Source organism: Vibrio sp. 1580 (assembly GCF_033340055.1).
On the sequence record NZ_JAWOVT010000003.1, the window covers coordinates 143,977 to 167,630 of the forward strand.

A 23,654-nucleotide genomic window follows, 5' to 3' on the forward strand; every position below is an offset into this window, starting at 1 on the left:
TATCCCTCGACTTTATTCAGAAGCGACGAACGTGAGTTGGTAGACACAAACCTTTCGTTCTTTGCCTTGCATGCGCAATGTTTTGTCACCGACGTAAGGGATCTTTAGTTTTTGGATCACCGATTTAGAACGCAGATTGTCCACCAAATGCATCACGGTTATTCCGTTTAACTCAAAGTGCATTCGAGCAAATTCGAGTAAGGCTTTGGAGGCCTCGAATGCATAGCCTTTCCCCCAATGTGGCACGCCAACCCAGTAGCCTAATGTTCCGTACCCCTCTTCGATACGCGGTAAACTTACCGCACCAAGTAACTCCCCAGTTTTTCGCAAGGTAATAGCGTACGCCACGCCTTGATGCTGCTGATACATCGGATAGTGCCTATCTATCCATGCTTGCGCCATCGGTAGCTCATAAGGATGTGGGATGTTTGCTGTCATGTCGGCAATTCGCTTATCTCCAGCGAGTAAAGCCACTTGTTGGCAGTCATCGATATTGAATGGCCGGAGGACGAGTCTTTCGGTAGTGAGAATCGGTTGTATCGTCATGCATTTCTTCCTTGATGAGACGGCTATAGCTGCTAGCAACTGGTTTGCGGGGTAAATCAAGATAACAAGGCGTCTCGAAAGCTCGATCTAGCCAGCTGTAAAGTTGTCATGCGCCTTACTAAATAATAAGCCCGAACAATTGCTTATGTGTAATGTGTCGTATTATTACACACATAAGCACGTTTGCTCATATTGATGGTACAAAAGTTGAGGTCTGACCAATGTCTCAGTTTTTTGATACTTTCGTTCAATTTTTTGAAGATAGGGCACAAAAAATTAAAGGAGCTTTTTAATTGTGGAATTATTTTGAACAAAATATGTCAATTGTCAGTAGGACGAAAAAGTAGGGAGAAGAGAAATGCCGGATATATATTGCGCAGCTTGTAGAAAATCAACGCAACATAAAGTGATTATGAAGCGTTGCGAGCCTCAGTCTGTTGACTCGTTAACAGGCAAAATGGTGAGTTTTACACAGCTGATGGCGAAATTTGTATCAGGTGAACATTATTACGAGATGGAGCCTCAATACTACTGCCGTTGTTGTAATCATCGTGCAATTGGAGAGGTTGTTCCACATCCTACACGGCATACATCGGCCGCACTCTAACTCTGAGTGATAGCCATGATTAATGGCTAAATAGGGCGGCGTTGCCCGAACGACATATCTATACAGGCGTGTCATGCGCTTTCAAATTTGCGACTCCGCGGGAGCCGCTAGGTTGCTTTTTCTCTTCATATCACGGTTACTAAGTGAGCGGCAATAATCATAGCTCTTTCCCTCCTTCGTTGTTTTCTGGTTATTCTCTGCTGAATTTCACATGCTGTGCATTTGATGGTTTGCAATTTTTTGAGCAACGATTAATGTGATGCTTTCTAAGTGGTTACAAGGAAGTGGGTTAATGAGTTATCAATTGGACCGGATTGATTTACATATTTTGAGAGTGCTTCATTCGAGAGGCAGAATTCCAGTTGTAGAACTAGCAAAGCTGATTAACTTAACGACTTCTCCATGTTCTGATCGTGTAAAGCGGCTAGAAAAAGAAGGGTATATCAATGGTTATCATGCGGAGTTGAATGCGGAAAAGTTGGGGCTGGATGTGCAAGTATTCATCCATATTCGTTTAGACCAAACCAGTTTTTCTATTTTTGAAAAGTTTGCGAAAGCGGTGGAATTGATGCCTGAAATTGAAGAGTGCTACTCGCTCTCTGGAGATTTCGATACCATGATAAAAGTTCGTGTTAAGAGCATGAAAGCGTATCAGGAGTTTATGTCGAGCAAGTTAGGCACGCTTCCGGGCGTGATTCAAACTCGTAGTGAAGTGGTCATAGAAGAACATAAAACGGGATTTGGTGTTAATCCCGAGCTCCTTGGTTAGGCGAGGCATGTGTTGAGCCTCCTTATTTAGCGTGGCTTGGTATATTACTTTTTCACGATTAAAAAAGGAGCCGAAGCTCCTTTTTAATAAATCGGTGAGCGATTATGCCCCGATAAAGGTGCTGATAACGCCAATTAAACCACCAAAAACACCGCCCCAAACGACTAGCCATCCAAGGTGTTGTTTAATCATTTTTTGCACCATTTCTTTAACTAATGCCGGTGTTAATTCGCTTAAACGTTGATCGATGATACCTTCAATGTTCTGCTTTATCTCATCCATCATTGCAGGAGATTCGAATTGCTCTTTCAGTGCTTCTTTGATGTTATCGCTCTTGCTCAACTCAATGATGGATTCTTGCATCTTTTCGACGAAAGGTTGGCGCATGGGTTGTAGCGCTTCCGAGCCGCCAAACATCGCTAGCATGCCACCAAACTGAGAGCCTTCAATTACTTCCACTAGGGAATCAAATGCTGGATTTAAATCTACTTTCTCAATTACTGGTTGAAGATCGATGTTCACACCGCCCGCCATTTCTTTATTCAAGAATCGGTCAATGTTCGCTTCAGTAAAAAACTGTTCCATCATCAGGTTTTTGATAGCCAGTTTAAACTCTTCAAATCGTGCGGGGATCACGCCAGAACCGTATAATCCAGGCACTTTCTCAAACAGCATATGGATGGCGAGCCAGTTGGTGATGGCGCCTGAGAACGCAAACAGCCCTGCATACCAAAGATAGTCGTTTTGTAATTGATGACCTCCAGCCATCAAAGCGATAGCAAGGACATTCGTTAGCAAACTTTTGTTCATAGTGACCAGTTATATGTGAATATCGGAATAAATAAGTGGGCCTGATTCTATACCTAAGTCACATTGAGATGCTAGGTTTTGCCGTGATGAGTGACCGTGTTGCGAAGGGATAAAAATGGATGTACAGAAAAACAAAACCCGACAATCATTGTCGGGCCACTGCTTTTTCTTAGAAAAACTAAGATTCTATTTTTAATTTTAGATGCGGTAGATCTTACAACAAAGTTGGCATTTCCATCTTTCTGAGTAGCCAAATAGCTTGTCAGCCCAACTTGGTTTGAGTTGTACGATCTGCATTGAACCACATTTACACATAAGCTAATTACCTTATTGTTAATATAATAACTAAGCCATCTATTGAGTATAGCTGTTTCTCAAAAAGTGAAATGACAAATGAAGACGGCTCAATACTCTGTATTGTGTTCATTGCAATGGATACGCAACGAGGCGGTATATTAGCAGAAAAAGTGTGAGCTTTATCATGGAGAGTGTTTCATATATGAGAAACCACAATGGCTATATGAGCGTCTAGCCATGGATTAAAATAAAAAACGGCGCTTAAAGCGCCGTTTTTATTGAGCTTATCACTCGTTAAGAAGCGTGTTGATTGTCTAGCTCTTCAGCGATAAATCCGCCAGTTTGATGCGCCCAAAGCTGGGCGTAAATGCCGTTATTCGCAATGAGTTCTTGATGAGAACCTTGTTCAACGATGCTGCCTTTATCTAGCACGATGAGGCGATCCATTTGTGCGATGGTCGATAATCGGTGAGCGATAGCAATAACCGTTTTCCCTTGCATTAACTCATTCAAGCTTTCCTGAATCGCTGCTTCGACTTCTGAATCCAGGGCCGATGTGGCTTCATCCAATACCAGCAATGGTGCATCTTTGAGTAGCACACGAGATATTGCGATACGCTGACGTTGGCCGCCAGACAGTTTCACACCACGTTCACCAACTTGCGCATCGTATCCGACATTACCAAATGGGTCGGTCAGAGTTTCGATAAACTCATGGGCATGCGCTTGCTTAGTGGCTTTCAGCAAATCTTCTTCTGTCGCATCTGGATTGCCATACAAAATATTGTCTCGAATTGAACGGTGTAACAGAGAAGTATCTTGGGTCACCATACCGATCTTTGAGCGCAAAGAGTCTTGTGTGACTTCTGAGATGTTCTGTCCATCGATCTTAATGCTGCCGTCTTCGACATCGTGGAAACGAAGTAACAAGTTCACCAAAGTCGATTTCCCGGCGCCGGAGCGCCCAACCAAGCCTACTTTCTCTCCTGGTTTGATGTTGAGGTCGAGATGGCTAATCACGCCTTTGTTCTCACCGTAATGGAAGCTGACGTTATCAAAGTGAATGCCTCCTTCAGTGACAACCAAGTCTTTTGCGCCTGGTTTATCTTTAATATCAATAGGCTTAGAGAGCGTTTTCATTCCATCGACAACGGTTCCCATGTTTTCAAAGAGGGCGCCAACTTCCCACATTATCCACATAGACATACCGTTTACGCGCAATGCAAGACTAACAGCAATCGCAATCGCGCCAACGCTAATGGCACTATCCAACCACAGGTAAATCGATAAAGCAGCAACGGAAAATACCAAAATATAGTTTGAGATCTCTACAGCGACGTCGAAGCCGGTCACTAGGCGCATTTGACGATAGACCGTATTCAAAAATCCTTTCATGCCTTGCTCGGCATATTGGGTTTCGCGCTGGCTATGAGAAAACAGTTTGACGGTTTGAATATTGGTATAACTGTCGACGATACGCCCTGTCATTGTCGAACGTGCATCGGCCTGCGCTGAAGCGACGTCTTTGAGCTTAGGGACAAAATAGATTTGGATAGCGATGTAAGCGAGTAGCCAGACGATCATTGGGATCATCAAACGCCAGTCTGCCGTCGCTAACATAATGATCATGCTGGTGAAGTAAACCGTAACGTAAACAAACACATCCATAGCTTTCATCACGGTTTCGCGCACAGCTAATGAGGTTTGCATGACTTTCGTTGCGACTCGACCTGCAAAATCATCTTGATAGAAGTTCAAGCTTTGATTGAGCAAATACCGGTGTGCAAGCCAGCGGATAGACATTGGGTAGTTGCCCAATAACGTTTGATGAACGAGCAACGAGTACAAGATCACCAATATAGGCATGACAACCAGCAATAAGGCTCCGTAGAAAATCAAATCCGATTTATTGTCTTGTAAGAACGTTTCTGGATTGCTGGTAGACAACCAATCAACCAGTTGTCCCATGGCGCCAAACAACATTACCTCAACAACAGCCACAATTGTGGCCATCAAAGACATGATGATCAAAGGCTTTTCATAACCACGAGTGTAATAACGCAGAAAAGCGAACATCCCTGAAGGAGGCTGATCCGGTGTAGATTTGGGGAACGGCTCTGTAAAGCCTTCAAATCGTTTAAACATAACTCATCCTAAAGTTAAAACAGTGCCATTTGGGGTGGCTAAATCCATCGATTCACGCTGCTTTGGACGAAACCGCGTGTATGAGAGTTTCTTGCCTGCTCCTCGATAAAGCAGACCGATTGACGAGAGGGGCGAAAAAATAGTCTAACCGATTGTGTCTTAAATGTAACTAGTTGGTTATGAGTGTGATTGTCTATGGTTCTGATTCTTATGATGAATTCTTATCATGTTCATCGTGGTGCCATAAAAGCTCAAACCTGCAAAGTGACAATAAAATTTAAGGGAAAATGAACTTAATGCAGCAAAAATTACTTTTGTGCAATTAAATTAATTGTCAAAACAGCAAAACTGAAGTTAACAATAAATTTACAATCTCCTCATTCTAGTGATAAGGAATGTATTGGATGCTATTACACGAATCAGTGACCCAATTTGCTAATGGGAAAGAAGAAAGCACGCAAAGTGCTCAGCGCCAAACCGCAAACTGCGTAGTGATGGTGCCACCGAAAGAGTTTCGTTTTAATGAAGAAACCGCACAAGATAATGAGTTCCAACATAAAGTGTCACTCAGCCAAGAAGAAGTCTCACGTCGAGTAATGGCCGAGTTCGCGAGTATGGTTGCAACGCTGCGTCAAGAGGGCGTTCAAGTTGTTGAGTTTGATTATCCAACTTCAGATGTTGCGACGCCAGACGCGGTATTTCCAAACAATTGGTTTAGCACTACGCCAGATGGCACGTTGTACACCTTTCCAATGGCCTGTGAAAACCGTCAAAAAGAAGTACGTCCCGATGCGCTTGTGGCAGCACTAGCGCAAGCAGGGCGAGAAGTTCATCGACGCAGCAGTCTAACTGAATATCTTGATGAGCAAGCGTATTTAGAAAGCACGGGTGTGATGGTGTTTGACCACCTAAATAAAACGGTCTACGCCGCACTCTCACAACGTTGTGATCGTCTGGTTTTAGAAGATTACGCCGATCGTATTGGCTATGAACGAGTGATTTCTTTCCAAACTCGTTTGCCGTCTGGTGCGCCGATTTATCACACCAATGTGATGATGGCGGTTGGCGAACAGTTTTGCGTGATTTGTGACGAAGTGATCCCAGAATTTGAGCGTCGTTTTGTAATGAAGTCACTCGCCAAAGACAAGCAAGTCATCTCAATTTCGCTGGAGCAGATGAACCAGTTCTGCGGTAACATTCTGCAACTGGAAACGATCAACGGCGATAAGGTGATTGCGATGTCGCAATCGGCGTACGATGCATTCTCACCAGCACAAAGAAAGCAATTGGCAACGCACGGTAAATTGCTGCCATTCGACGTTTCTACCATAGAATCTATTGGTGGTGGTTCGGTTCGTTGCATGTTGGGTGAAGTGTTCTTACCGAATCGTAAAGCTGTGCTTTAATAAACTGCACATTTCTTTTCAGCCGCAGTGAAAGGCTGACGAAGCGTTCTCTTCAAGGGTTTTTAGCCGTTAGCTCTGTGGCAGTACAGACTAACGGCTTTTTTGCGCTTTTTAGTTTTCTGACGATTTGCGTAGGCGACGCTTGGTTTAAGCGCCTAAAATAGGATGGTTCACCTAGCAGATTGTGGTAAAGTCCGCGCCTGCGTTTTACCGCATCTTCATTATTTTCATTGCTTCTTCAACCCAAAGTACAAGGTTTTCGTTAATGCCATTTTCTACTCTCTCATTGAGTTCTGAGCTGATTCATGCACTGCCAAAAGACTTCAAGAAGCCGACTTATATTCAAGCGTTGGCCATTCCTGAGCTGTTGGCTGGTCAAGATCTATTGGCTTTGGCAAATACAGGCAGCGGCAAAACCCTTGCTTATGGTTTGCCTTTGTTGGAAAAGCTGGGTGTCAATCCAGAGCAAAAAGCGCTGATTCTTGTGCCAACTCGTGAGCTGGCAATGCAAGTGAGTGAAGCAATTAACCAAGTTGGTCAAGTTCTTGAACTCAACGCAGTGTGTTTGTGTGGCGGCGTTGATAAAGAGCAACAACAGCAGGCGCTAGCGACAAATCCTCATATCCTTGTCGCGACGACAGGTCGTTTGGTTGATCTGGCAAAAGACGGTTTAGACTTAAGCAATATCCACTACCTAGTGCTGGATGAGGCGGATCGTTTGTTGGATATGGGCTTTTGGCCTGACGTGCAAAATATTGCGGGGCTGATTTCAAACCAGCGCCAAACCGCAATGTTCTCCGCAACGTTTTCAGATGAGTTGAAGGGTAAAGCGAAGCTGCTTATGCAGGCACCAAAGCAAGTTGCAGCGCATCAAGAAAACAGCACCAACCAAGATATTGCTGAAACGCTGTACCTCGTTAACAAAGGCAGTAAAACCAAGGCATTGATTGAACTGATTCAAAAAAACGCGTGGACTCAGGCATTAGTCTTTATTGGTGCGAAAGAGAACGCCGATGGCTTAGCGAAGAAGCTGAATAAAGCGGGCATCTCAACCAATGCGCTGCATGGCAATAAGAGTCAAGATGAGCGAGAAGAAGCTCTGGCGCAGTTTAAATCTGGGCAAATTCAGGTGTTGATTGCCACCGATCTACTAGCGCGCGGCATTCACATTGAGCAATTGCCTGTAGTGATCAACTTTGAACTGCCAATGCATGCAGAAACTTACGTTCATCGAGTAGGGCGTACCGCTCGCGCTGGCGAGCAAGGTGTGGCGGTGTCATTGGTTTGTCATGGTGAAATGGACGCACTAAGCGCGATTCGTCACCTGACTCAACGTGCATTACCAGTGCAAGATCTGGCAGGTTTTCCAGTAACGGATAAGCCATCAACTGGCGAGAGCAAACGCGCGCCACGCGATAAAAAAGCCAACCGCCGAACTAATGCTAAGAAGAGCATTAAGCAGTTCCAAGGTAAGTCGAAACGCCCAGCCCCGAGTGCGAAGTAAACCAAAAAAACACGCTCTGACGGCATAGTCGGTTCAGAGCGTGGCTTAAATTTTACTTTGGGGTGTTAACCCACAGTTGGGCCAACCAAGCGCATTTCCCAATCTTCAACTTCGCCAGTTTCTAGGCGGCGCTCGACCAACTTGCCCCAAGACTCGACTAACGGCAGCTCAGACAGCTGAGTGAGTTCTTTTCTATCTAAACAGCCAGTGAAAACCGCGCCCATGATGCGAGCCAGTGGCCATTCTGGATAAGGTCTTTCGCACAGAATAATCTCGTCGCCTGCACCGATATCGCCTTCTTCCAACACTCGGAAATACCAGCCTGTTCGAAGCGTATCTTGCAGTCTTCTCGCCATATCGTGTTGGTCAAAGCGTACGTTAAGTTTCCAACAAGGCATGCGACCTTGCGACACTTCCAGTAGTGTTGAGCCGATGCGAATTTTATCTTTCAAGCAAATCGTGGATTCGGTGACGCCTTCGGAGCTGATGTTTTCGCCAAAGCCGCCGGCGGATTGGAAAATGGTTCTTTCGCCTAATTCTTGTTGCCAGATTGGGTAGTGCTCGCTTGGGTAAATATGAAGCGCTTTTTGAATGCCACCATGAAAGCGCGGATCACCTTGCTCATCACTGATAAAACCGAGCTCTGTTGCATGCTGGCGCTCAGGCAGCACTTGTTTGTTGATTGCGCTTTGCGCACCATGAGCATAAGGGACGGTTTTCCCTGCTAGCACAGCTTTTACGACGCCGATTTTCTTCATGTAACCTCCTTATTATTTGAATGAGAGATAAAGTGTTTACCTTCATTCGCGATGCGGAGCATGATAGCCTAGTAAACTTGTGTCGGTGTAGGGGTGAAAAGACAACTAACAATGCTAACTCGCCAAATTGATTCGAAGTCAGGCGTCATCACCTCCAATGAGATGATGGCCGCGAATCCCCATTCTCCTGTTTTGGTGAAAACTATCGACATGCCAAAAGGTTACATTGATGCGCTGCATCAACACACTTGGCATCAAATCATCTTTCCTATCAAAGGGTTATTGCAAACACAAACGGAGCATTATCAGCATTTGGTTCCGCACACTTCTGCGTTATTTGTTCCTGCGGGTGTTCAACACGAGTCGATTGCTCTAAGCAATACGATATTTGTTGGTATTTACCTCAACCCTGAGTTTGGTGCGACGTACGAGCCACAAGTGAGAACCATTGCTTTAACGTCGTTTTTAAATGAGCTTTTACAAGAGATCCGCCGACAGTGTGAAGGTGAGACAAGCCACGAAGAAGTGTTGCATTTGCTGGCGGTGCTGCATGATCAAATTTTGAAACGCAACGTGCAGACATTTCAGTTATTGCTGCCACAAGACAGACGACTAAAACTGATTTTCGAGCGACTGACTGACGAGCCAGCGTTGAGCTGTTCGCTAAAAGAGTGGGGGGAGAAAATTGGGGCATCGGAGCGTACTTTATCACGGTTGTTCGCCAAGGAATTCAACACTTCATTTCTGCTTTGGCGGCAACAAATTCGGCTAATTTACTCGCTTTCTTTGTTAGATGAATCGTTGTCAATCCAAGCCATTGCAGACCTAGTGGGTTATCAAAACGACTCATCCTACATCAAAGCATTTAAAGCCTATTTTGATATGACGCCACAACAGTTTAGAGTGAACGGCGCATCGCGCAGGTAGAAATACAGAGCTTCGACTTCACTTAATGTTTTTGAGTAGAAGTTACGAAACTTTCTTTTTGAATTTCAATTACATGGTATGAATAACAATGGCACCAATGATAAATACTCGAGTGAATCAATTCTGTTTTGGTCAACCCAAAACATCGCTGTCGTTGGAAAAAGAGCCCCTCAATCCGCTTGCTCAGGGCAAGGTTCGGGTGCGACTGGAAGCCACCAATATTAACCCAAGTGACTTGCTTTCCATTCATGGTGTTGGGCAATACTGCCGCGTTCACGTACCACCTCGCGTGCCGGGATTTGAAGCGGTTGGGCGTGTGGTGGAAGTCAGTGCAGTTGGTCAAACTGACCTTCAAGTTGGGCAAAAGGTGTTGGTGGCGATGAGTGGTACTTGGCAATACTACATAGATGCCTCGCCTGAGAATCTTTTTCCGCTACCTGAGAGTTTGGAGAACGGCTATGCCTGTCAGTTGTACATCAACGCGTTAACCGCGTGGGTGATCACCACTAAAGTAGCTAAGTTGAACAAAGACGATGTGGTGATCATCAATGCAGCAGGGTCAGCGATCGGTAAGATATTTGCCCAGCTCGCCCATTCACTGGGTTTTGCACTGATTGCTGTGACCTCAAAGCGAGACGAGTATCCGTACGATACCATTCCAGTGTTGGACGCGAAGAAAGACTTACAAGCGCAGCTGCAAACGCGCCAACTGCCACAACCAACGGTCGCTCTGGACGCGATAGGTGGTGAGGCTGGCACGGATCTCATTCGTACCTTGAAAGAAAACGGCCAATACATCAACTACGGAACATTGTCGTTAACGCCTTATACGCCTGAGTTTTTTGAATCGATGAAGGCCAACAACATCGACTTTAGTACATTCTTTTTGCGGTATTGGGAAGAATCGGTAGGTAAAGGCGGGAGAAAGACGGTGTTCGCTGAAATGTTAGAACACTTTATTAGCAGCGACATAAAGTTAAACGTTGCATATGATCTGTCGTTAGAGGACTTTCAAACAGCGATTGAAATGGTTGAGCGACGCTCGTCAGCAGTGTCAGGAAAAATCATTTTGACGCTGTGAATTACAGTGGGCCTGTTGAGAAAAGGGAGGATAAAATCCTCCCTTTTTTATGGGTTTATTTGTAATGATAGGGCTATTTTAGATGGAAGATTTGCTCTGTTTCGAGCGATGTCATCGCACGTACTTGACGCCAAATGTAATAAAAAATACCGAACATCATCAACATACTTGGGATGGCAATCATTGGGTAACTGTACAGCGTCATTTTTCCTAACTCTTCGTTAAAGGCAGCAGTACCAGAAGGGCTAGTCACAATCCAAGTCGCAAGGAAGTAGTTCATTGCAGATGAAAACGCAAAAGTACTTGCAAACAGGTAGTTAGAAGACATAAGGCAACGTTCGAACGCATCGGTTTTACCATTTTCTTTTAAACGTTGGTTAATCAACGCGAGGTTCAACACAGTGTCATTCAGTACTAACTTCTGCATCAGCGGGTAGCGGGTAAACGTTGAACCCAAAACCGCTAAACCGATCAGGCCAGGAATCAGGGCTTCTTTTAGTGCTAACCAGCGTGTATCAAGCTCTAACAAGCCGATGCCACCAGTTAGTAGAACACTGATAAAGCCCAGAGCAGAAATAAAGTTAAATTTCTTGTTACGGACAAGGTCCATACCGCCATAAATGATAGGAAATAGCAAAGCGACAACCAGCGCCATTGCTGTCCCTAGATGCTCATCGCCACTAAACTTCATCAAAATGAAGGAAGGGATAAATACGTTGAAAAGGATTTCAAATAAGGGATTCGGCTTTTTCGCCGTCGTGTTACTCATAATGTTTTACTGACTCTACTCTATGTCGGCTGTTATTGTACTTTGACAAGAAGTGTTCATCTAGTCGCGCTTGATGTAAAGCGTTAAAGCGTCGAGTTGTGTAACGACTTATGAAATAGACCGGAGCATAGCCAGTTAGTTTACATGATTGACTACTTTTTGTGTCTTAATGACTCTCCTTCTGTGCGATGATCTGATTACGCGCTCTGAATAATCGAGTCGCCACTGTGTTGTGGTTGAGCCTCAAGGCTTGGGCAATTTCATCATGATTCAACCCAGCCACTAAGCTCAAGAGCAACGGCTCTCGGTATTTGGGTTCGAGAATCATCATTTGTTTTTGAAGCCAATCTTGGGCCATGTCGTAGTCACTGCCAGGGTAGGTTTTTGTCTGTATTGCACACTCATCAATGTCGACAAAATCGTACTGTTTTCTATCAAAGCGCCGAGCATTCTCACGACGCAAAATAGTAATGAGCCAAGACTTCGCGGCGTTGGGGTCATTTAATTTATCAAAGAATCGCCACGCTTTCAGAAAGGTTTCTTGCGCTAAATCTTGAGCAAGGTGGTGATCTTTGCATAACCAATACGCGAGACGGTAAATCTCTTGGTATCGATCTCTCGTCAGTGCTTCGTAACGTTTATGTTTTTCCATAGCATTAAGATAAAAAGTTTGGAGAGCACGTTGTGTCTGCCAGATGAACGACAACCCTTTTTATCGCTTTTACAGTGATAAAAAGGGTTGTTCGATTAGGAAGACAAATTCGAAGAGTTAACCTTCCAAATATCGAAGGGTGACTCTGATTTCTTTCTTACACGCTTAAAATGGTTGGTTGGAAAAGCGTGAGTACTGGATGGCATCTGCGACTTCCTGAGCTTTAGACTCTGAAGTCATAAGGTGAAGTAGCTTAAGAGCAGCTTGATAGCTAACTAGGCTACCGTTCGAAGTGATAACGCCATCATCAATGACAAAATTCTGGTCGACTTGTACTTTGACTGCTGGGTAATCTCTTTGAAAGCCGTTTTCACCTCCGGCCCAAGTTGTTGCTTTTTTGCCGTTTAAAAGGCCAGCTTCGGCTAACAAATACGCGCCAGAGCAATTACTTGCCATCCAATCTGCCGCCTTTGAGGTAGTTTTAATAAAGTGAATGAGATCTTTATTTTCGATTAGTGCATCCATGTCATAGCTGGATGTTAAAACCAATACGTCGAGTTCCGGCAGATCACCAATCCAAGCATCCACACCAATTTTTAATCCTTCTTCAGTGGTGATGGTTTTCTGATCTGAGACGGAAATGGTGAGCACGTCATAATCACTAAACCAAGTGAGACGACTTGCGACGCCAAAAACCTCTAAAGGCGCAGTAACATCAGAGGTCAGTACGCCATCGTAAACCAGAATACCAATTCGTTTATCTGCGGCATGTGCTGTTTGAAGCACCCCAAAGAATAGGACTAGTGTCGCTATCAATAGTTGTAGTGCATTCTTCAATCCGTTTTTACCCATGGTTTTTCCTCGCTAACAGAGCATCAAGTTATTGAGGTTCATTATATTTAGGCTAATTAGTGATTGAAGAGCCACTTGGTCTTTACTAAAGTGAATAAAATTCATGAATAGAGTTCATTGGTTATATGGATAAGATACGGTCCCTACGATTTTTTATTGCCACTTTAGATGGCGGTAGTTTTGCTGCGGCTGCCAAAGTGTATGGCACTGACCCTTCGACCGTGAGCAAAGCCATACATCGTCTTGAAAGCGATTTGGGTATACAGCTTTTTCAACGTTCTACGCGACAGAGCCGCCTGACAGAAGCTGGTCGTAGGTACGCAAATACTGCTAGGTTTGTACTGGAGGAGCTGGCGGCATGTGAGGATTCATTAAAAAGTCACAATGATGCGCTTTCAGGGCAGCTTAAGATTAATGTGCCAGTCTCGTACGGTCGCCTCTATATTCGTCCTTTATTAAAAGAGTTTTGTCGCCGCTACCCTAACATCACTATCGATATTCATTACGATGACGCCTACGTTGATATTATTGAGCAAGGTATTGATGTGTCGATTCGCTCTGGTGTCGTTCACGATAGTCAATTGATTGTGCGTCAGCTCAGCCCTATCGATTTTATCATTTGTGCCAGTCAGGATTACTTAGCGCGCCATGGTGTTCCGAGTGGCCCGGATGTATTCAATGACCATTCTTGGGTTCGTTTTCGTTTTAAACAAACGGGGAAACTGTTGCCGATTCGGATGCCAGAACCAGACGGTGCGAGTGAATATGACCCCGAAAGAAACTATATTGTAAATGACGGTGAATCCATGGCAGAGCTTTGCGCAGAAGGCTTAGGATTAACTCAGATTCCTCATTTTATCGCGAGAGACTGGCTTAAAGCGGGGCGTTTAGTGCCGATATTTCCAAGCATGCGCCAAGCAGGAAATGGCGTGTATCTTCTCTATGCCAACCGGGAATATGTGCCTGCCCGAGTGAGGGTGTTCATCGATTTTATCACTCAAGCAATACAGGATATGGATGAAACGCCATTCCATACTTGGGCTGAAACGTTGCCGATTTATCGACCGAACCAAGGCGATTGAAAACTTCATGTGAGTCTTTGGTTAAAAACCCCTAAGCTATATGGTGCTTTTATTGGTTTTTGTTAGTTTATTGGGCGTTATTATCGAAAAGCGCAGTTTGCTCTTCGTCACTCATAAAGGAAAGACAATGCCAACTAAGATCTTAGTGCCTGCTTTGGCCCTACTTCTCAGCGCATGTGGCGGCGATGGGGAGTCGTCAGCCCCAGCAGAAAGCGGCTCACAAAACACAGGTTCCACATCGTCACAAGGCACATTTGCCGAGCAGATGCTTGCAGCGGTCAACAGCGCCCGCTCTACTACACAACAGTGTGGTGCAACCACCATGCCACCTGTTGGGGCCCTGACTTGGAGCTACGATTTGGAAAGCGCCGCTTATCGACATTCAAGCGACATGGCGAACAGCGATTTCATGAGCCACACAGGCTCTGATGGCAGCAAGATGTCAGATCGAGTTAACGCAACGGGCTATGCTTGGAGCGCCATTGGTGAGAATGTCGCCGTAGGGCAAAGCAGCATTAACGCCGTCGTTAATGCTTGGTTATCGAGTGAAGGTCACTGCCTTAATATCATGAGTGCGGATTTTGATCAGATGGGCGCGTCGCTTGTCGAAAATCACTCTGCACGCTACGGGTATTACTGGACTCAGGTTTTTGCCAAACAGCGCTAATGCAGAAGCCTGATAGATAAAATAAAACGCCAGCAGTCACTATCTGCTGGCGTTTTTGTTATTTACATCTCTTTTAGCTTGTCAGGTTACGAAGTTTTGGGTCATCCGCCAGGTATTCAACAAATTCAATCTCAAAACCTGCAGGGTCAACAAAATACACATTTTTGCGATATGGTTCATCAGCACCAGGTTGGGCAATCGGATAACCTGCATCGGTTAGTCTTTTGATGATTGCATCGACGTTGTTGGTCACATAAGCAAAATGCGCTAGCCCAACTTGGTGCCCGCTCAACTCGCGGTTTTCTCCTTCGCCATGGTCACTCATGGCTATGTATTGATACTCGTCGCCAAAATGTAGCCAGTTTCTTGGTTTGCCACTCCATTCGCCTTTACCTTCATCACGCACGTACCAATGTGGAAATGCAGTTTGGTAAAACTTCAGCATTTCAGGGATATCTTTCACGACTAAGTTAATATGTTCTAGTTGGATCATGATGTGCTCCTTTTTGTCATTTTCTAGCCAACGATGAATATGCTAAAACCTCAAGTTAAGTTGAGGTAAAGGGCTTTTTTAAAATTTGTTAGGGTTGATATCTTTGGATCTGGATACATTGAGAGATTCGGTGGGTTTGGTGCTTTGAATCTGCGAGCTGGGTTAGGGGCTTGCAACCTTGTTTCACCTTTTGTTTGTTCGTGTTCTTGCTAAGCATTTTCGATCGAGTTTGTGGTGAGTAGATTCCCAGTCTCACCTAGGTTCGCGGGAATGACGGAAAGAGAGTGCTAAACGAAGAGCGTCATTCTGAAAGAGCCTAAGCGAGTATTTAGAATCTATTTGCAGCGCGTTTTGATGCCGGTGGAGTGAATTGAATTATCTGTGACTGTAAAACTTGCCACCTGCACTCGGAATGCTGAGATCTTAAGAGTTTGATATAAGCGAAGGTTAGATGGGATTGGTGGTTTGAGGTTGAGAGGAGGATCATGTTCATGAACCCTCCAACCGTTGATGCGTCACGTGTATGTGTGTGAATGTCTTTCGTTCGAGCTTTAGGTAGGTAGATTCCCAGTCTCACCTAGGTTCGCGGGAATGACGGAAAGAGAGCTAAACGAGCAGCGTCATTCTGAAGGAGCCTAAGCGAGTATTCAGAATCTATTTGCAGCGCGTTTTGATGCCGGTGGAGTGAATTGAATTATCTGTGACTGTAAAACTTGCCACCTTGCGCTCCGAATGATGAGATCTTAAGAGTTTGATATAAGGGGGAGGTTAGGTGGGGTCGTTGGTTTGAGGCTGAATGTTGGGTTAGGTGTTTGCAACCTTCTTTCACCTTTTGTTTGTTCGTGTTCTTGCTAATCATTTTCGATCGAGTTTTTGGTGAGTAGATTCCCAGTCTCACCTAGGTTCGCGGGAATGACGGGAAGAGAACGCTAAACGGACAGCGTCATTCTGAAGGAGCCTAAGCGAGTATTCAGAATCTATTCGCAGCGCGTTGTGATGCTGGTGGAGTGAACTGAATTATCCGTGATTGTAGAGCCATTCCCTCCAGTTTGAACTCGGAGCGCTGAGGGATTTGCTTACACCTCTCCCCAAACCAAAAAAGCCAGCAGTTAGTACCTGCTGGCAAAGTCTTTGGGCTTCTAGTTTTTTGATTTTATTTCTTGTTACTCATCGCTGTCACGGTGCCCCGATTGGTTTTCCGGGGAAGAAAACACAGCACCGTGCGCTTTGTGTCCAAGAAATTTGGAGATTAGCCTTGCTTACGGATTAGGTAGTCAAATGCGCCTAAGCTTGCTTTTGCACCTTCACCCATCGCAATGATGATCTGCTTGTAAGGAACGGTTGTTGCGTCACCCGCTGCGAACACACCTTCTAAGCTAGTATCGCCACGGCTACCGACTTCAATCTCGCCGCGCTCAGATAGGGCTACTTCTGAATCTTTTAGCCATTCTGTGTTTGGTACTAGACCGATTTGAACAAAGATACCTGACAATTCAATCTCTTTGATCTCATCTGTGTTGCGATCTTTGTACTTCAAGCTTGTTACGCGAGTACCGTCACCCACTACTTCTGTTGTTTGCGCCATCGTGATGATGTCTACGTTTGGTAGTGAGTTCGCTTTGTCGATAAGCACTTGGTCTGCACGAAGTACGTCTGCAAATTCAAGAACCGTTACATGTTCTACAATACCAGCAAGGTCGATAGCAGCTTCGATGCCTGAGTTACCACCACCGATAACTGCGGTTTTCTTGCCTTTGAACAGTGGGCCGTCACAGTGTGGGCAGTACGCGACACCTTTGTTGCGGTACTCTTGCTCACCCGGAACGTTCATTTCACGCCAGCGTGCACCAGGGCTTAAGATGACACTCTTACTCTTCAGCGTTGCGCCGCTTTCAAGTTGGATGTGAATCAAACCATCTTCTGTATGTGCTGCGCCCATTAGCTTCTCAGCTTGTTGCTCAGTCACGACGTCTACGTCGTATTCTTTTAGGTGTTCTGCTAGGTCAGTTGCTAGTTTTGGACCTTCAGTACGTTTTACCGAAATGAAGTTCTCGATTGCCATGGTGTCCATAACCTGACCACCAAAACGCTTAGCAACAACGCCAGTACGAATACCTTTACGAGCAGCGTATAGTGCAGCTGCACTACCACCAGGACCACCGCCGACAACAAGCACGTCGTATGGGTCTTTTTCGCTCAGTGCTTTCGCCGCTTTCTCGCTCGCGCCGTCATCCACTTTGTTTAGGATTTCAGTCAGAGACATACGGCCTTGACCGAATAGCTCACCGTTCACGAATACACTTGGTACTGCCATGATGTCGCGTTGTTTCACTTCATCTTGGAACAAACCACCGTCGATCATGGTTGCTTTTACTTTCGGGTTGATCGCCGCCATCATGTTGAACGCTTGAACCACGTCCGGACAGTTTTGACACGACAATGAAATGAAGATTTCTACGTCTAGATCTTTGTCTAGTGCTGCGATTTGCTCAATCACTTCTGGTTCTAGTTTGATTGGGTGACCGCCAGAATGAAGCAGTGCCAATACTAGAGAGGTAAATTCGTGACCCATTGGCAAGCCTGCAAAGCGTAGTGCTGTGCCTTTAGCTGGGTTAGTTACCGCCATCACTGGTTTACGTGCGCTTGCGTTGTCGTCACGTTCAACCGTGATTAGGTCGCTCATCTCTGCGATTTGGTTCGCTAGAGACAAAATGTCATTCGATGCTTTGCTTTCATCTAGACTAACCACTAAACGAACTTCTTCTTTTACATTAGCCAGATATTGTTTGAGTTGTTGTTGGATCGCTTGGTCTAACATAGTTGTTACTACCTTAATTAAATAGTTACCAATCAAAACAAGTATTTGTTCATTCTTGCTAGCTAAAATCGTTGATAACTGCGTTATAGGCTTTGTAGTTAGAGGAACTAGCTATCGAAAATCTATGCCTGGTTCTAAACGATTTTTTCTACGCAATTACTGCACACCTACTTATTCAGATAGGTAATAAAAAGTGGTTACTGTAGATAAAACCTGAGGGGGAGAGAGCAAATCAGGCAGAAGGTCGTCAAGGTATCTAACCTGAAGTGCTCTCTAATTCAGTTCTAATCAGAAAAAGGAAATCGGAACTGATTAGAACTTAAATTTCAGTGGCTTAGATTTTGCCAACTAGGTCTAGTGATGGAGCTAGTGTCTCTTCACCTTCTTTCCATTTAGCTGGACAAACTTCGCCTGGGTGCGCTGCTACGTATTGAGCTGCTTTCACTTTGCGTAGTAGGTCTTCTGCATCACGACCGATACCTTCAGCAGTGATTTCCATTGCTTGGATAGTACCTTCTGGGTCGATTAGGAACGTTGCACGGTCTGCAAGACCTTGACCTTCACGCATCACACCGAAGTTGTTTGTGATGTTGCCTGTTTGGTCGCCAAGCATGTAGTACTGAATCTTACCGATTGTGTCTGAGCTGTCGTGCCATGCTTTGTGAGTGAAGTGTGTGTCAGTTGATACTGAGTAAACTTCTACGCCACGTTTTTGTAGCTCTTCGTAGTGGTCTGCTAGGTCGCCCAGTTCTGTTGGACATACAAACGTAAAGTCTGCTGGGTAGAAGAAGAATACTGCCCATTTACCTAGAACGTCTTGTTCTGTTACTTCAACGAATTCGCCGTTTTTGTACGCTGTAGCTGCAAATGGTTTGATTTGAGTATTAATCATAATTTACTTTCCTTTGAATGTTTTAAGCTGAGCTGTTGTTGCTTTCGGAAAGTATATTCTCATCGGAGTGTGTTTAAGGAAAATCGCTTGTAACTATCCTATTGATAGCCATTTCCTATTTCACTTGATAGGGAAATCCGATGTAAGTGAGTTTGCTTTGATAGGTTTTATTGAAGATGAAGGCAGATTAGTAATAGAGAATACCGATGATTACTTTGAGTAGATCGTCTAACTAAGATCGAAGGAGCCTGCATCTCGGCAGGCTCTTTCTAATAGGAAGTGGTGAAGCGGATGCTTCTATCTTGTTAGCTCAGATTGTCGAGCACTTTGCCGCACAGCTTCTTCAGCATGATCATTTCATCCAGCTCTAATGTGATTTTACACATCATGGCATTTGGCACCGACTTAGCTTGTTCTTTAAGGTCACGACCTTGCTTGGTTAGGTTGAGTACGCGAACGCGTTCATCGGTTTCACTGCGACCACGCTCTACATAGCCTTTTGCTTCTAAGCGTTTAAGCAGCGGTGTGAGTGTGCCTGAGTCCAAATGCAGTTGTGACCCCAACTCTTTCACACTGGCACCATCTTTCTCCCACAACACCATCATCACTAAGTACTGCGAATAAGTCAGATCAAACTCGTCCAGCAACGGGCGGTACGCTCGGATCACTGCATTTGCTGCGCTGTAGAGCGGGAAGCAGACTTGGTTTTCGAGTAAGAGTTTATCGTCGTCGGTCATGGTGTTGTCGGTGTAACACTGGCTCATTGGCGTTGCCTACCTGCTCACAGGGAAAGAGAGTCATAAAATAAATTGTGCACAATATAGTTGCAAACGATCTTTACTTCGATATAAGATTGCAAGCAATTAAATTGTGCGCAACTTAAATTAAGAAGGACACTCGCATGACTACTCTATACAAAACTCAAGCTACCGCTTTGGCTGGTCGTAATGGTCAAGTAAAAACTGATGACGGTCTTCTCGAACTAGAGCTGTCATACCCGAAGGAAATGGGCGGCACAGGCGCAGCAACTAACCCAGAACAGCTGTTCGCAGCGGGCTATTCGGCATGTTTTTCTAACGCGATTTTGCACGTAGCACGTGAAGGTAAAGTAGACCTGAAAAGCGCACCCGTAACAGCGGAAGTAGGTATCGGTCCGAACGACAACGGCGGCTTCGCTCTAACAGTGAGTCTAGCGGTAGAGCTAGATATGCCACAAGAACAAGCGCTAGAGCTAACGCGCATTGCACACCAAGTTTGCCCATACTCAAACGCAGTTCGTGGCAACATTGATGTAGCAGTAACGGTAAACGGCGAAGCGATTTAAGCGGTTCTTACCACGTTACAAAGACAAGAAAGCCTGCAAGTACGCAGGCTTTTTCTATATTTGAAGTAGGAGTCTAAATTTAAACTTAATTTGGTTTGTTCGAAATGCACAGGTATAGTTGGAAAGATTAGGTCAAAATCTAAACGAAAAATAGAATGTGATTAGCACTTTCTATTGATTCAAATATTTCGGTCAAACCTGCAGTATAGCTCGGCTGGTTTCGCTTGTTGTTACACCAGCGGGGTTGCCGATAGGAGTCATGTGATGAGCACTGAAACGGTAAGTTATCTAAAAAAGAATGCTGCGAAGCTTGAACTGGATGAACCAATGACGATTACGCAAAATGGTAAGCCTATTTATGTCGTTGAGTCTTATGAAGAACGTCAGAAGCGCGATGAAGCCATTGCTTTAATGAAGTTTGTTAGCTTTGCTCAAAATGATGTTGCGAATGAACGTGTAAAGTCATCAGAAGATATGAAGAGCACGTTAGCAGCACTCAAAGATTGAGTTTGATACGAGCATGGAAGCAAAAGTTCTCTATACACAAACCTTTGAAAATACGGCTATTCAGACTATTAACTATTTATCGAACTGGAGCGCTCGCAACGATGTGATTGATAGATTAATTGCGGTTCAGCAGAGGTTTGAACACAACGTTTTGAATAACCCGTCTATCTATCCCCCTTGTTATGAACTGACAACAATCGGTGTTTACGACATCCGGCAATTTAGCTTTGATGGATTCAAGCTGCTTTACCGAATTGGTGACAAAAATACTATCTATGCTCTCGTGATTCTGAGTGACAAACAAAACCTACAAAACGCATTGATTGACCACTGCATCATGTTCAAATGATTCTATGAGAGACCGCATTAACGCGGTCTCTTTTGCTTTCTGGCTCTAGTGTATTAACGCGACTCTAGCGGGTAAGAGCGGTAGCTCCACATACCGTAGGTACGCAGTGCATCGCGGTAGATACCAAGCAATTCGCCATCGCTGGCTTTGGCTAAGTCTTTCAGTGGCTTGTCTGGATAGCTCACTGTGTCAAAAGTGATGTCTTGCGGGCCAGTTTGCCAGCTTGCGATTTCAAACAAGGTTTGACCACGGCGCACATGGCTCGCTGAGCTTATGATGGTTGCGTGCTTGATGTTATGACGCGCCAATGCGTAGCTGCTGAATAGGGCGTTACCTACCGTGCTGGTGGCGTAGTTTTCTTCAATGATGCGATCTTTGCTGATGCCTTTTTCAATCAGCCAATCCGCCATTAACTTGCCTTCGGTTTTGTGGTTCTTCGGTACACCACCCGTCAATACGATCAACGCGTCTGGGCTTGCTTTTGCCATGGCTAGCGTGGTTTCCAAACGCTCAACTAAGATCTGGTGCATTGAACCATCTGGGTTCAGCGCGTATCCCAATGTGACGATTGCGCCTTTGTCATCCAATTTACCTTTGTCGGCTTTCTCTTTTAGTGGCGTGGCAAGTACGCGGTCTACGGTGTCGAAGATGCGTTGGATGTCTGCGGCTTTACCTGCATTGAGCTTAGTGAGCGTCGCCATGTGTTTCGCTGATTCCGCTTGGTTGCCCTCAAAGCGTTGCCATACCGCTAAGTAAGCGTGCAAATCCACATCATCTGGTGCAACAGAAAGGGCTTGTTCAAACAGTTCAATCGCGCGGTCTGCATTCTTGTTGTAGATCTGCGCGTTTGCTGCAGAAATCAGTAGGTCAGTACGGTACGGCTCAAGTTTGTACGCTTCTAATAAGCGGTCGGTAACAATCTCCATGTTGCTCGGCATTTTGGCGGTAAAACCCGCATGTGAGATACGCGCAGGGGATTTGAATGCTTGTACCGCGTCGTTGAGAAGTTGGTCGACAACCTGACGTTTAGTGACGATTTGTGAGTAATCGGCGGAAGATTGGACGGCAGCATCGTTAGCCGCGATAGAGTATGGGGCAGCAGTCAGCGCAATCACGCTACCAAGAGCAATGGCAAGTAAGTTCTTCTTCATGGAATGTCCTAGAGGTGCTGTAGCACCTAGTTTTTATTGTGCCTAGCGTTGTAGGTCGAACGGGGTCGATGGAGTTTTTTTCAGTCTAGGTTCGCTTCATGAATAATCTGTGAAATGAATCCCAACTCAGTCGAGCGAATGAACGCGCGTAGTCAAAACGCGAAGTAGGATCACGAAAATAAAAAGGTATTCGTTCGTATTCTAAGTAATTGGATTAAAAGATAAACAGCGTTTAGAAGAAGGGATTTAAGCGACCAGAGTAAGAAATGAAAAAGCCTGCAACGATGCAGGCTTTTGGTTTATTTGATCGCGGTGCAGAAGCTAACGTCTGCATGATGCGTTTGTGGGTCGAAGCTGTGGTAAAGCTCAAAGCAAGGACGGTCGTCGTTCTCAATACCGGATTCAATTACCTTGCTCATGACATCATCCCATGCTTTTGAGTATTGGCTCGGGTCAGTAATGTGCTGGCGCATCACCGCATATTGACCACCGGGGAAGTCTTGCAGCTCAATGCCTTTTGGAACTTCCGTATCTTCTGGCACCATCAAGCAGATATCAGTGCGACACTTCTCGTCTGGCGTGATTTCTGGATTGTCATGGTAGATGAAGATGCAGGTATTGCCTGCCAAACCTTTCATTCCTGCCCATTGATACAAGCGACCTGATGGCTCCTCATAGCCTTGGCCGTAAGGGCCGTTTACGCGAATGTAAGCCAGTTTTGCTTTTTCAAAGTTTTGCGTTTCCATTGTCATGCTCCATTTGGTGAGTTCAGAGCCAGTATATGAATCGCTTGGTGTTACTTCGTTTCCATTCTTGCGCAACGTGTGTCCAATCTTGCTGTTTCGTGCTAATTCAGAAAACTGCTGGTAGTTTTCGCAGTCGCGAAAGGCCGTAGGTGTAACGCCATAATGTTGCTTGAAGGCTTTGGCTAAGCTCTGTGAGCTAGAAAATCCCAATGTTTAATACCGGTTGCTTGGATTTGAATAAGTCATCGGCGGCGGCTTCTAGACGCAAACGTCGAATGAAATCAGCCAATGTCTCGCCTTGCACGGCTTTGAAGGTGCGATGAAAGTGATAAGGAGAAAGGTTCGCCAGCGCGGCCACTTCTGGCAGATTGAGTGGTTCATTAAAGTGTTGTTCTAAATAACGAATCACAGGAACCAGTCGTTGGTGGTAGTCGACGCGCATCGGGGGATTTCCTTGTTCTGTTCAGCTTGTTTTCTCTGCTCAAAGCCTACCGCAATCCAA

At 45.1% G+C, this 23,654-nt stretch carries 23 protein-coding genes and 1 pseudogene; 11 read left to right on the forward strand and 13 right to left on the reverse strand.

Annotation, left to right across the window (positions count from 1 at the left end):
* Positions 1 to 12 precede the first annotated feature (12 nt).
* Positions 13 to 546, reverse strand: a complete 534-nt coding sequence (locus R7093_RS05990; protein ID WP_318146552.1) for a GNAT family N-acetyltransferase — start codon at positions 544 to 546, stop codon at positions 13 to 15.
* 358 nt (positions 547 to 904) lie between these two features.
* On the opposite strand from R7093_RS05990, the gene R7093_RS05995 reads away from it, so the two are divergent.
* Positions 905 to 1,153, forward strand: a complete 249-nt coding sequence (locus R7093_RS05995; protein WP_005374593.1) for a hypothetical protein — start codon at positions 905 to 907, stop codon at positions 1,151 to 1,153.
* A 292-nt stretch (positions 1,154 to 1,445) separates the two neighbouring features.
* Positions 1,446 to 1,922, forward strand: a complete 477-nt coding sequence (locus R7093_RS06000) for an Lrp/AsnC family transcriptional regulator (RefSeq protein ID WP_005374595.1) — start codon at positions 1,446 to 1,448, stop codon at positions 1,920 to 1,922.
* A gap of 102 nt (positions 1,923 to 2,024) precedes the next feature.
* On the opposite strand, the gene R7093_RS06005 is transcribed toward R7093_RS06000, so the two are convergent.
* Both R7093_RS06005 and R7093_RS06010 read right to left on the reverse strand, forming a co-directional pair.
* Positions 2,025 to 2,732 (reverse strand): DUF445 domain-containing protein, encoded by a 708-nt coding sequence (locus R7093_RS06005; protein WP_005383549.1) that lies wholly within the window; start codon positions 2,730 to 2,732, stop codon positions 2,025 to 2,027.
* 591 nt (positions 2,733 to 3,323) lie between these two features.
* On the reverse strand, positions 3,324 to 5,174 hold the full coding sequence (locus R7093_RS06010; RefSeq protein ID WP_005374597.1) for an ABC transporter ATP-binding protein: 1,851 nt from the start codon (positions 5,172 to 5,174) through the stop codon (positions 3,324 to 3,326).
* A gap of 404 nt (positions 5,175 to 5,578) precedes the next feature.
* Between R7093_RS06010 and R7093_RS06015 the strand changes: the two genes are divergently transcribed.
* Positions 5,579 to 6,580: an arginine deiminase-related protein gene (locus tag R7093_RS06015; protein ID WP_158173298.1), complete on the forward strand. Its 1,002-nt coding sequence runs from the start codon at positions 5,579 to 5,581 to the stop codon at positions 6,578 to 6,580.
* A gap of 265 nt (positions 6,581 to 6,845) precedes the next feature.
* Positions 6,846 to 8,084 (forward strand): DEAD/DEAH box helicase, encoded by a 1,239-nt coding sequence (locus R7093_RS06020; RefSeq protein WP_318146553.1) that lies wholly within the window; start codon positions 6,846 to 6,848, stop codon positions 8,082 to 8,084.
* A gap of 65 nt (positions 8,085 to 8,149) precedes the next feature.
* On the opposite strand, the gene R7093_RS06025 is transcribed toward R7093_RS06020, so the two are convergent.
* The gene (locus R7093_RS06025) at positions 8,150 to 8,842 is read right to left on the reverse strand and encodes an MOSC domain-containing protein (RefSeq protein ID WP_005374601.1); all 693 of its coding nucleotides are present in this window, start codon (positions 8,840 to 8,842) and stop codon (positions 8,150 to 8,152) included.
* A 111-nt stretch (positions 8,843 to 8,953) separates the two neighbouring features.
* On the opposite strand from R7093_RS06025, the gene R7093_RS06030 reads away from it, so the two are divergent.
* The gene (locus R7093_RS06030; RefSeq protein ID WP_053350192.1) at positions 8,954 to 9,769 is read left to right on the forward strand and encodes an AraC family transcriptional regulator; all 816 of its coding nucleotides are present in this window, start codon (positions 8,954 to 8,956) and stop codon (positions 9,767 to 9,769) included.
* Positions 9,770 to 9,857: 88 nt separating this feature from the next.
* Positions 9,858 to 10,850, forward strand: a complete 993-nt coding sequence (locus R7093_RS06035; protein ID WP_318146554.1) for a zinc-dependent alcohol dehydrogenase family protein — start codon at positions 9,858 to 9,860, stop codon at positions 10,848 to 10,850.
* 73 nt (positions 10,851 to 10,923) lie between these two features.
* Here the strand turns inward: R7093_RS06035 and R7093_RS06040 are convergent, their stop codons facing one another.
* The 3 genes from R7093_RS06040 to R7093_RS06050 all read right to left on the reverse strand — a co-directional run bounded on the left by R7093_RS06040 (position 10,924) and on the right by R7093_RS06050 (position 13,123).
* Entirely contained in the window at positions 10,924 to 11,619 is a 696-nt protein-coding gene (locus R7093_RS06040; protein WP_005383527.1) for a VC0807 family protein, read from the reverse strand.
* A 166-nt stretch (positions 11,620 to 11,785) separates the two neighbouring features.
* Positions 11,786 to 12,316 carry a sigma-70 family RNA polymerase sigma factor gene (locus R7093_RS06045; RefSeq protein ID WP_258616870.1) on the reverse strand — a complete coding sequence of 177 codons (531 nt, stop codon included), beginning with the start codon at positions 12,314 to 12,316 and terminating at the stop codon, positions 11,786 to 11,788.
* A gap of 120 nt (positions 12,317 to 12,436) precedes the next feature.
* The gene (locus R7093_RS06050) at positions 12,437 to 13,123 is read right to left on the reverse strand and encodes a DJ-1/PfpI family protein (protein ID WP_005374612.1); all 687 of its coding nucleotides are present in this window, start codon (positions 13,121 to 13,123) and stop codon (positions 12,437 to 12,439) included.
* A gap of 125 nt (positions 13,124 to 13,248) precedes the next feature.
* Here R7093_RS06050 and R7093_RS06055 point away from each other — a divergent pair, with 125 nt between their 5' ends.
* Complete coding sequence (locus R7093_RS06055) at positions 13,249 to 14,205, forward strand: LysR family transcriptional regulator (RefSeq protein ID WP_017820076.1); 957 nt, start codon at positions 13,249 to 13,251, stop codon at positions 14,203 to 14,205.
* A gap of 127 nt (positions 14,206 to 14,332) precedes the next feature.
* The gene (locus tag R7093_RS06060; protein ID WP_017820077.1) at positions 14,333 to 14,872 is read left to right on the forward strand and encodes a CAP domain-containing protein; all 540 of its coding nucleotides are present in this window, start codon (positions 14,333 to 14,335) and stop codon (positions 14,870 to 14,872) included.
* 73 nt (positions 14,873 to 14,945) lie between these two features.
* On the opposite strand, the gene R7093_RS06065 is transcribed toward R7093_RS06060, so the two are convergent.
* From R7093_RS06065 to R7093_RS06080, 4 genes are all read right to left on the reverse strand, one after another.
* Positions 14,946 to 15,365, reverse strand: a complete 420-nt coding sequence (locus R7093_RS06065; protein ID WP_005374615.1) for a VOC family protein — start codon at positions 15,363 to 15,365, stop codon at positions 14,946 to 14,948.
* Positions 15,366 to 16,614: 1,249 nt separating this feature from the next.
* Positions 16,615 to 18,183, reverse strand: coding sequence for an alkyl hydroperoxide reductase subunit F (gene ahpF / locus R7093_RS06070; protein WP_005374617.1), 1,569 nt, complete (start codon positions 18,181 to 18,183; stop codon positions 16,615 to 16,617).
* 334 nt (positions 18,184 to 18,517) lie between these two features.
* Complete coding sequence (gene ahpC, locus R7093_RS06075; RefSeq protein WP_005374632.1) at positions 18,518 to 19,075, reverse strand: alkyl hydroperoxide reductase subunit C; 558 nt, start codon at positions 19,073 to 19,075, stop codon at positions 18,518 to 18,520.
* Positions 19,076 to 19,380: 305 nt separating this feature from the next.
* Positions 19,381 to 19,839, reverse strand: a complete 459-nt coding sequence (locus R7093_RS06080; RefSeq protein ID WP_047102448.1) for a MarR family winged helix-turn-helix transcriptional regulator — start codon at positions 19,837 to 19,839, stop codon at positions 19,381 to 19,383.
* A 137-nt stretch (positions 19,840 to 19,976) separates the two neighbouring features.
* Between R7093_RS06080 and R7093_RS06085 the strand changes: the two genes are divergently transcribed.
* The 3 genes from R7093_RS06085 (at position 19,977) to R7093_RS06095 (ending at position 21,255) form a co-directional block, all read left to right on the forward strand.
* The gene (locus R7093_RS06085) at positions 19,977 to 20,399 is read left to right on the forward strand and encodes an organic hydroperoxide resistance protein (RefSeq protein WP_047102447.1); all 423 of its coding nucleotides are present in this window, start codon (positions 19,977 to 19,979) and stop codon (positions 20,397 to 20,399) included.
* 264 nt (positions 20,400 to 20,663) lie between these two features.
* On the forward strand, positions 20,664 to 20,906 hold the full coding sequence (locus tag R7093_RS06090; protein WP_005383516.1) for a type II toxin-antitoxin system Phd/YefM family antitoxin: 243 nt from the start codon (positions 20,664 to 20,666) through the stop codon (positions 20,904 to 20,906).
* 13 nt (positions 20,907 to 20,919) lie between these two features.
* The gene (locus tag R7093_RS06095; RefSeq protein WP_047102446.1) at positions 20,920 to 21,255 is read left to right on the forward strand and encodes a type II toxin-antitoxin system RelE/ParE family toxin; all 336 of its coding nucleotides are present in this window, start codon (positions 20,920 to 20,922) and stop codon (positions 21,253 to 21,255) included.
* A 53-nt stretch (positions 21,256 to 21,308) separates the two neighbouring features.
* Here the strand turns inward: R7093_RS06095 and R7093_RS06100 are convergent, their stop codons facing one another.
* A complete protein-coding gene (locus R7093_RS06100; protein ID WP_047102445.1) occupies positions 21,309 to 22,406 on the reverse strand; it encodes a YdcF family protein in 1,098 nt (365 codons plus the stop codon).
* Between the two features lie 299 nt (positions 22,407 to 22,705).
* Positions 22,706 to 23,594 (reverse strand): annotated as a pseudogene (locus R7093_RS06105) (GyrI-like domain-containing protein).
* Positions 23,595 to 23,654 lie beyond the last annotated feature (60 nt).

What these genes read in the sequence shown, in the direction of transcription:
- R7093_RS05990 (WP_318146552.1), bottom strand. Translation starts at nt 546, where the DNA reads ATGACGATACAACCGATTCTCACTACCGAAAGACTCGTCCTCCGGCCA.
- R7093_RS05995 (WP_005374593.1), top strand. Translation starts at nt 905, where the DNA reads ATGCCGGATATATATTGCGCAGCTTGTAGAAAATCAACGCAACATAAA.
- R7093_RS06000 (WP_005374595.1), top strand. Translation starts at nt 1,446, where the DNA reads ATGAGTTATCAATTGGACCGGATTGATTTACATATTTTGAGAGTGCTT.
- R7093_RS06005 (WP_005383549.1), bottom strand. Translation starts at nt 2,732, where the DNA reads ATGAACAAAAGTTTGCTAACGAATGTCCTTGCTATCGCTTTGATGGCT.
- R7093_RS06010 (WP_005374597.1), bottom strand. Translation starts at nt 5,174, where the DNA reads ATGTTTAAACGATTTGAAGGCTTTACAGAGCCGTTCCCCAAATCTACA.
- R7093_RS06015 (WP_158173298.1), top strand. Translation starts at nt 5,579, where the DNA reads ATGCTATTACACGAATCAGTGACCCAATTTGCTAATGGGAAAGAAGAA.
- R7093_RS06020 (WP_318146553.1), top strand. Translation starts at nt 6,846, where the DNA reads ATGCCATTTTCTACTCTCTCATTGAGTTCTGAGCTGATTCATGCACTG.
- R7093_RS06025 (WP_005374601.1), bottom strand. Translation starts at nt 8,842, where the DNA reads ATGAAGAAAATCGGCGTCGTAAAAGCTGTGCTAGCAGGGAAAACCGTC.
- R7093_RS06030 (WP_053350192.1), top strand. Translation starts at nt 8,954, where the DNA reads ATGCTAACTCGCCAAATTGATTCGAAGTCAGGCGTCATCACCTCCAAT.
- R7093_RS06035 (WP_318146554.1), top strand. Translation starts at nt 9,858, where the DNA reads ATGGCACCAATGATAAATACTCGAGTGAATCAATTCTGTTTTGGTCAA.
- R7093_RS06040 (WP_005383527.1), bottom strand. Translation starts at nt 11,619, where the DNA reads ATGAGTAACACGACGGCGAAAAAGCCGAATCCCTTATTTGAAATCCTT.
- R7093_RS06050 (WP_005374612.1), bottom strand. Translation starts at nt 13,123, where the DNA reads ATGGGTAAAAACGGATTGAAGAATGCACTACAACTATTGATAGCGACA.
- R7093_RS06055 (WP_017820076.1), top strand. Translation starts at nt 13,249, where the DNA reads ATGGATAAGATACGGTCCCTACGATTTTTTATTGCCACTTTAGATGGC.
- R7093_RS06060 (WP_017820077.1), top strand. Translation starts at nt 14,333, where the DNA reads ATGCCAACTAAGATCTTAGTGCCTGCTTTGGCCCTACTTCTCAGCGCA.
- R7093_RS06065 (WP_005374615.1), bottom strand. Translation starts at nt 15,365, where the DNA reads ATGATCCAACTAGAACATATTAACTTAGTCGTGAAAGATATCCCTGAA.
- ahpF (WP_005374617.1), bottom strand. Translation starts at nt 18,183, where the DNA reads ATGTTAGACCAAGCGATCCAACAACAACTCAAACAATATCTGGCTAAT.
- ahpC (WP_005374632.1), bottom strand. Translation starts at nt 19,075, where the DNA reads ATGATTAATACTCAAATCAAACCATTTGCAGCTACAGCGTACAAAAAC.
- R7093_RS06080 (WP_047102448.1), bottom strand. Translation starts at nt 19,839, where the DNA reads ATGAGCCAGTGTTACACCGACAACACCATGACCGACGACGATAAACTC.
- R7093_RS06085 (WP_047102447.1), top strand. Translation starts at nt 19,977, where the DNA reads ATGACTACTCTATACAAAACTCAAGCTACCGCTTTGGCTGGTCGTAAT.
- R7093_RS06090 (WP_005383516.1), top strand. Translation starts at nt 20,664, where the DNA reads ATGAGCACTGAAACGGTAAGTTATCTAAAAAAGAATGCTGCGAAGCTT.
- R7093_RS06095 (WP_047102446.1), top strand. Translation starts at nt 20,920, where the DNA reads ATGGAAGCAAAAGTTCTCTATACACAAACCTTTGAAAATACGGCTATT.
- R7093_RS06100 (WP_047102445.1), bottom strand. Translation starts at nt 22,406, where the DNA reads ATGAAGAAGAACTTACTTGCCATTGCTCTTGGTAGCGTGATTGCGCTG.